Raw genomic sequence first — 13,712 nt, 5'->3', positions numbered from 1 at the left:
CACGCCGCCAGCGTTCGTCCTGAGCCAGGATCAAACTCTCCACAAAAAAGGCCGTGAAAAGCCCAAACCTAGACAAAAAAGACAAACCACAACAAACAACACCACCAACAGCAGCATCGCCTGAACTGGCTATCCAAAAATTACATAAAGAAAATAAACTTCAACCAACCCCCAACCCGACGGGGCACAAAAAGGAGATTGGCCTAGTCAGAAGAAAATAATCAATACGCCCAAACAACTTAAAATGTTTACAATGACGCCGCTTGAAAAAAGCGCCATCCGGCATACACCAACCACAACACACATACAACGCATCACGGCCAACAATGATTACAATCAACCAACACAAAAAAGTACATTGGCACACTATTGAGTTCTCACACATCATCCGCACACCACAAGAAAATTAACCAAACGTTAACCTCTCGCAAGCGGCTCGAACAACATTACCCAACAAGCCCAACCAAAGTCAAACCCGCCGAACAAACATTGCTCAAACATCTACCACCAGTTAACCAAACGGCTACCTCGCGGCGACCCCGATAAATATACGCACACCCCCAACAAACAACAAATCGCCTGGCTAGTACTCATTTTTAACAGCACTCCAGGCGATGAGTTTTCGGACTTTCTAGTGGTAACAGGCTAAAAGCCCATCCGGACCATCGATCACTGTGATAGGCGTTTCGAAGATCGGGGTGAGGATGTCATCCCGCATAATCTCATCTGGCCCGCCGAAGGCCACGATGTTGCCATCCTTCGCGGCACAAATGTAGTCGGCGTAGCGTGCAGCGAAGTTGATGTCGTGCAAAACAATGATGATGGTGCGGCCAAATTCCTTGGCGGCCCTGCGTAGATGTTTCATCATCTCGACGGAATGGGAGATGTCGAGGTTGTTGAGGGGTTCGTCGAGAAGCACGTAGTCCGTCTCCTGACACAGCACCATTGCCACGTATGCGCGCTGACGCTGCCCACCGGACAGCTCATCGAGGTAGCGGTTTTCCAGTTCGCGCAAATGGAAGAAGTCAATGTAGCGCGAGACTATGTCTTCGTCCTCGGCGGTCAGGCGGCCTTTTGAATAGGGAAAGCGTCCGAAGCTGACGAGCTGGCGCACGGTGAGCTTGGTAATGAAGTGATTCTCTTGGCGCAGGATAGACAGGATCTTGGCCAAATCTTCAGACTTTGTGGAGGAGACGTCGTAACCGGCGACCTCAATGGTGCCCTCGTCGGCGTCGAGAAGCCTGCCAATCATGGTGAGCATCGTGGACTTGCCCGCACCGTTCGGCCCAATAAGAGCGGTGATACCTCCGGTGGGAATTTCCAGATCGACGGGGCCAATGGTGGTCTCGCCGGAATAGGCCTTAGAGACCTTGGAAAGCTTGATCACAGCTTGCCCTTTCGCAGAATGACAAAGAGGAAGACGCTGCCCCCCACCAGCTCAATGATGATGGACACCACGCCCTGGGCATAGAAGACGTGCTGCATGAGGAAGTAGGCGCAGGTAAGCACGGCAAAGGCGGTGGCCATGGCCATCGGGAAGAGATAGCGGTGGTCGTACGTCTCCGCTGCCTGGTAGGCCAAGGTGGCCACGAGGAAGCCCAGGAAGGTCATGGGGCCCACAAGGGCTGTGGTCGTGGCCATGAGGATGGAGACCAAAATCAACGTGTAGATAGCATTAACCTTGTGATTAACACCAAGGTTGGTAGCGGCATCACGGCCTAGCGCCAGCACGTTGAGACGGCGCGAGTTAAAGAACATCAACGCCGCAACCGCAATAACGAGCGGAATGGCAATGGGATAGTACTCGGTTTCGGCGTTATTGACTGAGCCGAAAAGGCGCGCGGTAAGCACGTCGAACTCACTCGGCGTGAGCATACGCTGCATAAAGGTAGACAACGAGCCCAAGCCACCGCCGATGATGATGCCCACCAGCAGCATCGCATGCATATTGTTGCGGCGGCTGGTGAGCAGCCAAGAATACAGAATCAGCGACAATCCCACCATGAGCACCAGCTGAACAAGGAACATACCCACGTTGCGGGATTGCGTCAGGCCAGCGGCACCTAGGAAGAAGATAGTGGCAGTATTAATCGCCACGTAGAGGGACTCAAAGCCCATGATGGAGGGCGTCAAGATGCGGTTATTGGTCACGGTATGGAACGCCACGGTGGCCACCGCCTGGCACACCGCAACAATCGCCATCGCGGTCACTGCATCAGCGCGGCGGCGTGCAATGAGCCACCACTTCCGGGTCCCAAAATCCATGGGATTGTCGTAGGCCAACAGGCCGAAAGCGAAGATGAGGCCCGCGGCGATGAGGGCGCCGAGGATAATCCAGTACTTGCGCGCAGCGGCAGCGGACTGGAAGCTGCCCACGCTGCGGCGCGAGTGATCCACCTGTGGCTGAGCAGTCGTTGCTGGAACGGAGATACGCACACTCACTTGGTTGACCTCACAATCAGAACGACAAAGACGATGGCACCGACGACGCCAAGCATGACGGAGACGGGCATCTCAAACGGAGCAATGATAACGCGGCCGAGGATGTCACAGAGCGTTACGGTAGCAATACCCAGCAGGCATACCCACGGCAGGTTGGAGCGCAGGTCATCGCCGCGCAGCATGCTCACCATGTTCGGAACGATCAGTCCCAGGAAGGGCAGCGCGCCCACGACGACGGTGACCACGCCAGTCGCCACCGCAATAAGACCCGTACCCAACAGAATCATCCGCTGGTAGTTCAAGCCAATGTTGGTGGCGATATCCTCGCCAAGACCAGCGACGGTGAGCTTGTCTGCGTAGCTGTATACCGCGACGAGGACGAGTAACACGACCCACAAGACCTCATACTGTCCCTCATAGACGGAGGTAAAGGAACCCATGAACCAGATGCCGAGCTGCTGCAACGTGTCCGTGCGCAACGCTACATAGGAGGACACTGCGGACACAACGGCGCCGAGCATGATGCCGATGATGGGCACAATGAGCGAGGAGCGCAGTGCGACTCGGCGCAGGAAAGCGAAGAAGACCATAGTCCCCGCAAACGCGAAGGCCACGGAGATGAGCATCTTCACCAACACCGATGCATGCGGGAAAAGAATGAGGGAAAAGAGCAGGCCCAGTCCGGCCCACTCAGTGGTACCTGTGGTCGTGGGTTCTACGAAGCGGTTCTGGGTCAGCAGCTGCATCACCAACCCACTCATCGCCATGGCCGCACCGGCTAGGACGAGAGCAATCGTGCGCGGCACGCGCGTAGTGAAGAACATGGTCCAGCCATCCTCATTATCAAGGATGCTGTACTCCCCCACCATGAGGGACAGGGTGAGGAGGGCAACTACGCCGAGCACACCGAGGCCCAGCGTCCATGTGACAACGGGTCCACGAGAGCTGCGCGTGGGCATGCGCCCACGATCATCTTGTGTGCCCATCCGCACCGTCACGGTCTTCACACTGCTCCTTTAAGTTTTAGGCGTTGGCCTTTTCGAAGGCGTCGGCAAGCGCGTTCAGGATTTCGGTGTAGGTAATGATGGACTCATCAATGTAGGTGTCCTGCGGCGCGACGTAGACATTTCCGTCCTTGACCGCGGTGACGTTCTTCAGCGCCGCGTTGTCCTTGACCAGCTTCTCGCCCGGGGTGACCTGCTCGCCTTCCTTAGAAATGGCAGAGTCGCGGTCCATGACCAGTATCCAATCCGGATTCGACTGTGCAATAGCCTCGACGGAGATGTCGTCGCCCTCATGGTCGTCGGAAGCGTTGTCCACCTCCAGTGCCGGGGTCAGACCGAGCAGGTCGAAAACCGGTCCAAAGGTGCGGCCAACCTGCGGCGCGATGTAGCCAATCTCGCCACCTGAGGTGTTGACGGCCATGACTTTCTGCTCCGGGTCATAGGCCTCCTTGGCGCGCTGAGCAGCATCATCGAAGTCTGCGATGAGCTTCTCGGCGTCCTCTTCATGCCCGAAGACCTGGCCAAGTGCTTCGGTGTGGCGCTTGAGTTCCTCGAAGAAGTCCTCGCCGTCGCGCGGCTCGAAGTCGAGAACAGAAACGTCCTCGAGCAGCTTCTCCATGTCTTCCTGGTGCTGCTCGAAGCGCTGTCCGTTCCACACCACGTCCGGCTCGGCTGCCACGAGGCCCTCGAGGTCCGGCTCCTTGTGCGAGCCGAGATCCACCTCGACGGTGTCCTTGCTGTAGGTATCACGCAGGGACTTCGGCACCAGCGGCAGCGGTGCCGCTGCCAGGTCAATATCCCACTGAGCCAATACCGCAAAGGCACGGTTATCCGTCACCGCCGGGTTCTCCACCGGGGTGGTAACGGACTTTTCACTGAAGTTATCCTCCAGAGTGATGGAGGAGGCATCTGCTGCCGCAGAACCCGCTGCCCCATTGGTCTCCTCGGCGGAGTTGGAGGAGCAGCCGGTCAACGCCAGTGCCGCGACGGAAACGGTCGCAGCAATCTTGGCGGTAGTCGTGCCGAAGGCGCGGCGGGAAATCGTGAACATGGTGTCCTTGCGTATTAGGTGTGGCTAACCACAGTCGGTAAATAACGTCGCCGCCTAACCTAACCTATGTAAGGGTTACCTTTCAAGCACACTATTGTTTCTTAATTCCTCGCGGGGGTACCTGCTCCTCCCGCCAGAAGGGTATCCACTGCGACTGGGCCCTGCTTATCGAAGTCCTCGCGGGCAGCGCGCCGAAATTCCGGGTCCGCTAAGAAATCCAGCGTGACCTGCGCCAAGCCAGCCGCAGAATCCACTGCGGCGTCGACCGCCTGGGGCGTGGCGGCCCACCGCGCGAAGTCTTCGGTATGCAGCGCTACATCCGACGGCGAGACTTTCACCATAGGGTGCAGGCCCGGCACCAGATTCGATACATTGCCAAAATCTGTCGACGCCGCCACGGTGTCCGGCACCGTCCCAGCCGGCAACGCCGTGCGCCCCCGGCGCGCTTGCGTGGCCGCCCACCGCTCAACGAGCGGAGCATTATTGCGCACCGGCAGTGTCATCGGGTGTTCATCCCACTCGAGGTCTACCTCAACGCCAGCCATTAGGGCCGCGCCCCGCACAATGTCCTCGACGCGTCCGGAGAGGTCCATAAGGGTGCGCGTGCCTAAAGAGCGCACGTAAATGTGCATATCCGCGCTCTTCGGAATGATGGACGGCCTGTCACCACCCGCCATGGTGGCGTGAACGCGGTCTGACGGCGGCATCTGTTGGCGCATTAGCCCGATGCCCTGATAGGCCAAGCTCGCCGCGTCGAGGGCATTGCGCCCCATAAAGGGCTGCGAGCTCGCATGGGCGGCCACGCCACGAAAACGAACGCGCAAGATACGCCGACCTACCCAGGCATGAGCGCCGATGTCATAGCCAAATCCGTGAATCATGACTGCAGCATCCACGCCGTCTAGGCTGCCGCCGCGAATCATGTATTCCTTGCCGGAATGCCCCTCCTCCGCTGGGGTTCCCTGCAGGAGGATGCGGCCGGGCAGGGGGACGTCGACAAGCGCAGCGGTCGCCGCGAGGAATCCCGTCACACCCGCCGCGGCGATGATGTTGTGACCGCAAGCGTGACCAATCTGCGGCAGTGCGTCATACTCCGCCAAGATGGCCACGGTGGGGTGACGCTTCGGGTCGAAGTCCTCGCTTCGCCACGTGGCCTCAAAGGCGGTATCTACTCCATAGACCCCGCGGCGCGTAGAGAAACCATGTTCTTCGACGATGTCCGCCAGCACCGCCATGGAACGATGCTCTTCGAAGGCGGTCTCCGGGTGGGCATGCAGGTCCGCTACGATGTGCGCGGCGGTTTCCCGCAGCCCCTCCGCTAGTGCCGCAGAGGCGTCCCACGCCTTCTCCTGGCCGGGGTAATCCTCCTCAGTATGTTCGGGCGGGGTGGCAGACGCCACGCGCTTGGCGACGTCCCCCTCCATCGCCTCCAGATATGCCGTCGAGGGAGTGTTGGGTTGAGTCATACTTCTACCCAATCATGACCGCATTACCGGGGCCTAGTGGAAGATCGGCATAGAACCAGATAGCCAGCAAGATAGCCCACGCGGTGAAGAATGGAACAACGAACGGCACGAGGCGCGACATCAGCGTTCCCAGGCCTGCTTCGCGTTCATAGCGCTGGAGGAAGCCCAGCATAACAATCATGTACGGGTTGAGCGGGGTAATGATCTGGGTTGCCGAGTCACCCACGCGGAACGCGCCCTGGATGAAGGCCGGCTCGTAACCAAGCAGCGCAAACATAGGCACGAAGACCGCCGCCATGAGCGTCCACATGGAGGAACCGGAAATGATCAGCAGGTTCAGGCAGGAGGCCAGCGCGATGAAGGCGAAGATGGCCGGGAAGCCGGTAAGACCGATGGATTCGAGGAAGGCCGCACCTTTGACCGCGGTGAAGGTACCGATGCCGGTCCAAGCAAACAGCGCCACAAACTGGCCCAAGATGAACGCCAGAATAAGGAAGCTCATCATGTCCTTGAGTGCGCCGATCATCATATTGACGACGTCATTGATCCCCTTGACTGTGCCGACAACCCGGCCGTAGACCACACCGAGCACCAAGAAGTAGGCAAAGACAATGAAAACGATGGAGTTCAGCAGCGGCGATTTGGGCAAGAAGCTGCCCTCCTCGTTACGCCAGGGGGATTCTGGTAGAAGGACCGCGAAGAGGATGACGGCGGTGAGAATAACCGTGGCAACACCGGACCAGATAAGACCCTTGTTCTCCTCTGGGCGCAGCTCGGCGGTCAGCTCTTCACCGTTCTCGTCACGATCACCACGCTCAGCGGCGTCCTCGGGATCGATATCCTCCTCAGTAGGAACCTCCTGCTGCCACATGCGCGGCTCAATCACCTTGTCGATGATGAAACCGGCAAGCACACCCAAAACAATGGAAGAGGCCACGTTGAAGTAGTAATTCGACATCGCGTTGACCGGAGCAAACTCCGTGTTCGGCAAGGTGTCCATGACTGCGGTCGTAATTCCTGCAAACAGGGCATCCAGCGAGGTGGGCACCAAGGCGGTCGAATAACCTGCGCCGACGGCGGCGAAACCACCGATAAGGCCGGCAACGGGGTGGCGGCCCGCGGCCTTAAATACCATGGCAGCCAGCGGCGGGACGATGACGAACGCAGCATCTGCCATCACGGACGCCGTCACGCCAATAACGCCCACTGCGTACGGCAACAGCCACGGCTTCGCCGAACCGAACAGCTTGCGGATAAGGGCTGAGAGCATGCCGGAGCGCTCCGCCACACCCACGGCCAACATGATGGGCAGCACCGTGACCAGCGGCGGGAAGTTGATGTAGTTCTCACCCATCGTCGTGGTGAACCACGTCAGCCCCTCACCGGTAAACAGGCCTTTGACCGGCTGGATTTCATCTGAGCCTGGAATCTTAATCTCCACGCCCATCTTCGCCATGATGGTAGACAGCACGCCCGTAATCAGGAAGAGGATTAAGAAGATGGTGAAGGGCTCCGGCAGTTTGTTGCCGATGTATTCCACACCGTTGAGGAACTTGTCCAGCATTCCCCCGCTAGGCTGCGGGCTCTTGTTCTGCTCTGCCTTGACGGAATTCGCCTTGGGCTTCTCCGCGGTACCAGCGCCGCCTTGTGGCGCTGCGTTGGTCGGGCTGTTCATAGGTACTCCTGTCGTAGGGGTCAGTCCCAGTGCTCCACGTCACACTGTTGGGGAAAGGCTACCACGGGAATGTAACTCAAGTAACAAATATTTCGGACCCACGTCACATTTTTCTCCGACTTGCCTTAGTCCGCTTTTCCGGCCCCTACCCCATTACAAGCTTTGCCCCCGCTACATTCACGGCAGATAGCGGCGAAAAAATCGCCCATTTTAGCCCCTTATATACCGTGAGCGTCACAGAATCTGCCCGAGAGCCACGACGCCCCCCTCACTCAGCATCGTCGCCGCTCGACGACGCCAGCCCATAAAGCCGCGCGTAAGGATCCCACTCGCTGTCGCGGTGCGGCTCATACTCTGCAAGGTTGGCAGCAGCCAGCGCCACTTCTTCAGATCTGAGATGAGCAATGAGCGCGACCGTCATATCCATCCCAGCCGCAACACCTGAGGAAGTCCATCGATTTCGGTCGTGTACCCACCGTGCTTCCGGCTGCCAAGCCACAGCCTCCCCAAAGGAGCTCGCCCACGCAAACGCGCGTTTGTTGCTCGTTGCGGCATAGCCCTCCAAGAGCCCCGCCGCCGCTAGGACCGCAGAACCCGTGCACACGGCGGCAACCATAGGCGCCTGCGAGCCCACGCCACGAAGCCAAGCCAGAAAAGATTTGTTCGTTACGAGCTGCCGGGTTCCTTTGCCGCCTGGGACAAGAATGATGTCAGTCTGCTCAATCTGCTCATAAGAAATTGTCGGCACCACTTCCACGCCTTGAGAGCTAGCAACTGGCTCGCCCGTGGGCCCGGCGAAATCCACGATGACGTCAGGGACGGCTTGAAGCAGTTGGACGGGCCCGAAGACGTCGAGAAGCTCAAAGCCCTCGAACAAGACAACAGTGACGCGTTGTGGCTCAAAAGTCATGCAGCAATACTATGTCCGACGATGACCATTCCCCGTGAGGAACAGTTGCCGTGGCGGTTATGGCTAACCTGACTGGCATAACCACTGCCGCACACAAATCCGACGACACTCGCCAGACCTCGAGATCTAGCAGTTTCCTCCCGAAAGGACATCAGCATGAAGAAGCTCACCATCGCGCTTACCGCACTTGCCATCGCCGTGGCTGGGTGTAACTCCAACACTGAGCCTGCTCCGGCTCCACCGAGCAGCGCGGCTTCATCTTCACCTGAGACGTCCGATGCGCCCTCGAGCACGGAGCACACTAGCGCGATAGAGATTACAGAAGCGGAGACCACGAAGCCAGAAGCCAAAGAACCCGATCCCACCATGGCTTCCCCACAAGCTGATAATCCAGTAGCTGAGGCTCCCGCGGTCGAGCAAGCCCCCGCAGAGCCCGTTGTTGTGGAATGCCTCGAGGGCACCCCAGGGTCAGCACGCTGGTCTGACGGCACCGTCTCCTATTCCCAATGGTGTTTCGACACCATGGGTGGTGAGCAGCACCTCGAAGACGAAGCAAACGCAGGCGTTCCGCCCACGCCAGAACAGCAACAGCCGCGCAAGCCTAGCCCATGGGTACAGGGGCAAATTGACTGGGCAAACTGCCTCGACTCCGGCAAGACCAAGGAACAGTGCCGAGAAGAGCTGAACTAAAGCGGCCTCCCCTCACCACATCCCATAAACGAAAAGAAACCCCAGCTAGAACGCTATCTAGCTGGGGCTTCACGGTGGAGCCGCCGGGAATTGAACCCGGGTCCTTCGTCATCTTGCCAGGGCTTCTCCGTGCGCAGTCTGCACAGGATCTCTACTCGGCCCTCCGGCTCGGGCAAACACGCTCCGGATGATGGGCCCAGTTGCTCTAAAAGTCCCCAACCGGCCGAACAACAAACCGGTCAGGCAAGTTCCCTAGTCGATGCCAGGATCTAGGTCAGGAACCAAACCTAGGCTGACAGACACGCGTCGCTGGAATTAGGCAGCGAGGGCGTAGTCACGCTGAGAGTTCTTCTCTGCGTTTATTGGTTGCTACGACGCTTAACGGTGGTCTCTAGCCTGCACCGGCACGCTTCCCCTGGCTCAATGTACGAAGTCGAAACCAAGTCGACCCCTTGTCCGCAACTGTGCGAAAACATTGCTGCGAAAAGCGCTGTAAAGAAAGCTCGCGCTTCCTCTACGGTTTGTATAACGCTAGTGCATTCAGGCTTATTCCCGCAAGAAGCGCGTTCCACAGTCTCTTTAAATCCATCCTTGTGATCTGAAATAAATTCATCGTTGCTAAGGTGTGCTAGTCACATCCGTCAAAATAGTTGAAGGTAGCGAAGTGAGCTCAACGACCGAGAACTCTGCCTCCGTACACACCGACCAGAAACAAGCCAGCAACACCGAATGGGCGATTTCGCTCTTCGGAACCGCCGTGGGCGCCGGCATTCTGTTCCTCCCCATCAACGCCGGCAGTTTCGGATTTTGGCCACTGCTGGTAGCCACCCTTCTTATCGGTCCGATGACGTACTTCTCCCACCGCGGACTGGCACGCATGATTTGTGTGTCACCGCGCCAGGGTGAGGACATCACTGCCGTGGTGACCGACTACTTCGGCAAGACCGCAGGTCGTATCATTTCGGTGGTATATTTCTGCGCGATCTTCCCCATCGTGCTGATTTATGGCGTGTCCATTACAAATACGGTCAACAGTTTCATCGTTAACCAGCTGGATGGTCCCACCATTTCCCGCCCTCTGCTGTCCTTCCTGTTGGTGGGCGTGATGACCATCGTCTTCGCCTTTGGCCAGCGCATCGTGCTCACCGTCACGCAGTTCTTGGTCTACCCGCTGATTTTCTGCCTCGGCGCGCTGTCTATTTATCTCATCCCGCGCTGGGATATTGCCTCCTTCATGGAGGTGGGCAACAATGATTGGCGCGTCGTCGGCGCGGTGGCGCTCATCATTCCGGTGCTGGTGTTTTCCTTTAACCATTCGCCGGCGATTTCGCAGTTCTCCCTCGCTATGGTCGCTGCACACGGCCGAGAGAAGAGCTCCGAGAATGCCTCGCGCGCACTGGCGCTCACCGCGATTCTGCTCACCGTGTTCACCATGTTCTTCGTATGGTCCTGCACGCTCACCCTCGGCGCGGATGGTCTGGCTGAGGCCCGCGAGCAGAACCTGCCGGTGCTGTCTTACCTGGCCAACGTCACCGGTGTGCCGGTCTTGGCTTTCATCTCCCCCATCGTCGCGATGGTGGCCATCATTTCTTCCTACTTCGGCCACGTACTGGGCGCGACCGAGGGCGGTAACTACCTCCTGCGCACCGCAGCTCCTCGAGCTACGAAGAAGCTGTCAGAAAAGCAGTTGACCTCCATCATGCATGGCATCATCTTTGTCTCAGCGTGGGTCGTTGCCATCATCGATCCATCGATTCTTAGCCTCATTGAGGCCATCGGTGGCCCCTTCATCGCCTCGATCCTGTACCTGTTGCCGATGTACGCCATCCACCGAATTGATGCTCTCAAGCAGTTCCGCGGCCGCCCGAGCAACGTATTCGTTGTCGTTACGGGCCTCATCGCCGTGGGCGCCGCCATCTGGGGGCTTTTCGTCTAGCGCTCGTCGAGCCACGCCTTGAGCACGACGGCGTGGTTCACCTAGCGGTCTTTGGCGGCGAAGAGGAGGGTGACGTCGCCAGCCGCGGCAAACTGGCGCAACTGCTTCAGCTCCTCACTGTCGTTGTCGTCGAGCTCCGCACGGTAGCGCTGCGCGAACTCCTCAAAGCTGTCAGCATCGTGTCCCCACCACTTACGTAGTTCCACGCTGGGAGCCACGTGCTTGAACCAGTGGTCGTAATCGAGGCGCTCTTTGGCCACGCCGCGGGGCCAGAGCTTATCGACGAGCACCGCTTCCCCACGCAGCTCCTCGTCACCGTGAATAATGTCATGAACCTTGGCCGTATAAATCATGGCACCCAGGCTAGACGTCCACTGGTTAGGCGTTGATGCCCTTCACGCGGCGGCCCAGCTCACGGGTGATATCGCGGTCTTGGTCGCGGCGCTTGATGGCCTCGCGCTTGTCGTAATCCTGCTTACCCTTGGCCAGTCCCAGCTCGCACTTGGCGCGGCCGTCCTTCAGATACACCTTGAGCGGGATCAGCGTCTTATTGCCATCGCGCACCTGACCCATGAGCTTGTCAATCTCACGGCGGTGCAGCAGCAGCTTGCGGGTGCGCTTGGGCGAGTGATTCGTCCACGAACCTTGGGAATACTCCGGGATGTGGAGGTTGCGGATGTAGACCTCGCCGTCGTCGATAGTGGCGAAGGCATCCGCCAGGGAAATCTTACCTTCGCGCATCGACTTGATTTCGGTGCCCACGAGCACCATGCCGCATTCCAGGGTGTCAAGGATGGTGTAGTCGTGGCGGGCACGTCGGTTGGTGGCCAGTGTCGAATTGTTATCGGCCACTGCCCCTTTTTTCTTCTTTGCCTTCTTCGCCATAGTTCGGACTATATTACGCCACAGCCAGGCAAAAACCACATCGCGTGTGCGAGCTTAGGTCCGAACGTAGGCGCGCATAGTGACCTGTGCCGTGAGCGCCGCCAGAACCAGCGCCACAATGCCGACGAGGGGCAGCACCGTCCACACATCGGACGAGGTCACGGGCGCCAAGAGTTGCTTCTGATACAGGTCCTTGAGTGCCGGGTCAATGACCAGGTTCTTGCCCAAGACGATGCCTGCCCCGGCGAAGATAACGCCGCCAAGCGCACCTAGGAGCGCCTCGACGATGAACGGGGCGTGTGTGATCCAGCGCGATGCGCCCACCATGCGCATGATGGCGGTTTCGCGTTGGCGCTGGAAGGCGGCAATCTGCACCATGTTGGCGATGAGCATGATGGCCGCCAGCGCCACCACCCCGGCGAGGATAAAGGTGGCATTGCGGATCGCGTCCAGGTTGCCTGCGGCGCTGCGCACATCTTCCTGCTGGTCGATGACGTCGGTAACGGCGGGGTCATCCGCGATGGCGTCGATAGGCGCGGTGTCCGTCGGGTCCTTCAGGCGTACGTGGAAAGCCGCGGGCAGCGCGTCCGGTGATGTTTCCTCCACCATGACTGGGTCAGTTTCCTTGAACAGTTCAACGAAGCGCTCATAGGATTCTTTCTGGCTGCGATAGCCCACGGATTCAATCTCATCGTCTGCCTCCAGTTTTTTCTTCAACCCAGCGCAGGCAGCGTCCTTGCACTCTGAGTCGTTAGCAGAGATGTCCTCGTTGAGCTGCACCATGACCTCTACCTGCTCAAGGTAGATATCCTTGGTGTCCTTGGTCATCTGGGCCACGAGCACGCCAGCGACCACCAGTGCCACCGAAATTGCCGTGGTGATCACCATGGCGATGGTCATGGTGATGTTGCGGCCGAGCCCCTTAAAGGCCTCGCGAAAAACAAAGCCTAAGTTCATCTAGAGCGCCTCCCCGTACATCGCGTTCTTTTCGTCGCGCACGAGCGTGCCGTTGTGCAGCTCGATGACGCGCTGGCGGGCGTCGTTGACCGCGCGCGCATTATGCGTCGACATCACCACGGTGGTTCCGCGGCGGTTGATTTTCGTCAGCAAGGCCATGATCTCCGCAGCAGTAGCGGGATCGAGGTTGCCCGTGGGTTCGTCGGCAAGCAACAGCTTGGGACGGTTCACAAAGGCACGCGCAACGGCCACGCGCTGCTGTTCACCGCCGGAAAGCTCGTGCGGCATGCGGTGCTGCTTGGCGCCGAGGCCCACCATGTCGAGGACCTCCGGAACCTGCTTCGCAATGCGCGACTTCTTCTTGCCGATGACCTGCAGAGCAAACGCTACGTTGTCGTAGACATTGAGCTTGGGCAGCAGACGGAAATCTTGGAAGACATAGCCGATGGACTGGCGCAGCTGGTTAATCTGGCGACCCTTGAGCGCGTTGACGTGGAAGTCCCCGAAGTAAATATCACCGGAGCTCACATTTGTTTCGCGTACCATGAGCTGCAGAAAGGTGGACTTTCCCGAGCCCGAGGGACCGATCAGGAAGACGAATTCGCCGTCGTCTATGTCAAAAGACACATTGTCCAATGCGGGCCGGGTTGACGTCGCGTAGACCTTGGACACATTCTCAAAAGTGATCACTTAAGC

General features: G+C 58.5%; 13 protein-coding genes and 1 other RNA gene. 2 read left to right on the top strand and 12 right to left on the bottom strand.

Annotation, left to right across the window (positions count from 1 at the left end):
* Nucleotides 1–631 precede the first annotated feature (631 nt).
* From NX84_RS04885 to NX84_RS04855, 7 genes are all read right to left on the bottom strand, one after another.
* Entirely contained in the window at nt 632–1,387 is a 756-nt protein-coding gene (locus NX84_RS04885) for an iron ABC transporter ATP-binding protein (RefSeq protein WP_039674320.1), read from the bottom strand.
* A complete protein-coding gene (locus NX84_RS04880) occupies nt 1,384–2,442 on the bottom strand; it encodes an iron chelate uptake ABC transporter family permease subunit (protein ID WP_082013903.1) in 1,059 nt (352 codons plus the stop codon). The genes NX84_RS04885 and NX84_RS04880 overlap by 4 nt, the downstream gene beginning before the upstream one ends.
* On the bottom strand, nt 2,439–3,401 hold the full coding sequence (locus NX84_RS04875) for an ABC transporter permease (protein ID WP_039674402.1): 963 nt from the start codon (nt 3,399–3,401) through the stop codon (nt 2,439–2,441). The genes NX84_RS04880 and NX84_RS04875 overlap by 4 nt, the downstream gene beginning before the upstream one ends.
* A gap of 64 nt (nt 3,402–3,465) precedes the next feature.
* Complete coding sequence (locus NX84_RS04870) at nt 3,466–4,497, bottom strand: siderophore ABC transporter substrate-binding protein (protein ID WP_039674318.1); 1,032 nt, start codon at nt 4,495–4,497, stop codon at nt 3,466–3,468.
* Nucleotides 4,498–4,598: 101 nt separating this feature from the next.
* Nucleotides 4,599–5,963: a M20 family metallopeptidase gene (locus tag NX84_RS04865; protein ID WP_039674316.1), complete on the bottom strand. Its 1,365-nt coding sequence runs from the start codon at nt 5,961–5,963 to the stop codon at nt 4,599–4,601.
* 4 nt (nt 5,964–5,967) lie between these two features.
* Nucleotides 5,968–7,638, bottom strand: coding sequence for an AbgT family transporter (locus tag NX84_RS04860; RefSeq protein ID WP_039674314.1), 1,671 nt, complete (start codon nt 7,636–7,638; stop codon nt 5,968–5,970).
* A gap of 268 nt (nt 7,639–7,906) precedes the next feature.
* On the bottom strand, nt 7,907–8,548 hold the full coding sequence (locus NX84_RS04855; protein WP_039674311.1) for a DJ-1/PfpI family protein: 642 nt from the start codon (nt 8,546–8,548) through the stop codon (nt 7,907–7,909).
* A gap of 156 nt (nt 8,549–8,704) precedes the next feature.
* Here NX84_RS04855 and NX84_RS04850 point away from each other — a divergent pair, with 156 nt between their 5' ends.
* On the top strand, nt 8,705–9,238 hold the full coding sequence (locus NX84_RS04850) for a hypothetical protein (RefSeq protein WP_039674309.1): 534 nt from the start codon (nt 8,705–8,707) through the stop codon (nt 9,236–9,238).
* A 72-nt stretch (nt 9,239–9,310) separates the two neighbouring features.
* Here NX84_RS04850 and ssrA read toward each other — a convergent pair.
* Nucleotides 9,311–9,690: a transfer-messenger RNA gene (gene ssrA, locus NX84_RS12605) on the bottom strand.
* A 212-nt stretch (nt 9,691–9,902) separates the two neighbouring features.
* Here ssrA and NX84_RS04845 point away from each other — a divergent pair.
* Complete coding sequence (locus NX84_RS04845) at nt 9,903–11,174, top strand: SLC5/6 family protein (protein WP_039674306.1); 1,272 nt, start codon at nt 9,903–9,905, stop codon at nt 11,172–11,174.
* A 41-nt stretch (nt 11,175–11,215) separates the two neighbouring features.
* On the opposite strand, the gene NX84_RS04840 is transcribed toward NX84_RS04845, so the two are convergent.
* From NX84_RS04840 to ftsE, 4 genes are read right to left on the bottom strand one after another with little or no spacing between them, the layout of a single operon-like run.
* Entirely contained in the window at nt 11,216–11,527 is a 312-nt protein-coding gene (locus tag NX84_RS04840) for a DUF488 domain-containing protein (RefSeq protein ID WP_052319666.1), read from the bottom strand.
* Nucleotides 11,528–11,552: 25 nt separating this feature from the next.
* Nucleotides 11,553–12,059: an SsrA-binding protein SmpB gene (gene smpB / locus NX84_RS04835; protein ID WP_039674304.1), complete on the bottom strand. Its 507-nt coding sequence runs from the start codon at nt 12,057–12,059 to the stop codon at nt 11,553–11,555.
* 54 nt (nt 12,060–12,113) lie between these two features.
* Nucleotides 12,114–13,016 (bottom strand): permease-like cell division protein FtsX, encoded by a 903-nt coding sequence (ftsX, locus tag NX84_RS04830; protein ID WP_039674302.1) that lies wholly within the window; start codon nt 13,014–13,016, stop codon nt 12,114–12,116.
* Nucleotides 13,017–13,706, bottom strand: a complete 690-nt coding sequence (ftsE, locus tag NX84_RS04825; protein WP_039674300.1) for a cell division ATP-binding protein FtsE — start codon at nt 13,704–13,706, stop codon at nt 13,017–13,019.
* Nucleotides 13,707–13,712: the final 6 nt, after the last annotated feature.

Source organism: Corynebacterium minutissimum, from assembly GCF_000805675.1.
In the GTDB taxonomy this organism is placed as follows: Bacteria; Actinomycetota; Actinomycetes; order Mycobacteriales; family Mycobacteriaceae; genus Corynebacterium; species Corynebacterium minutissimum.
Note: the sequence above shows the minus strand (reverse complement) of the source record. Positions and strands in the feature narration are given on the sequence as shown.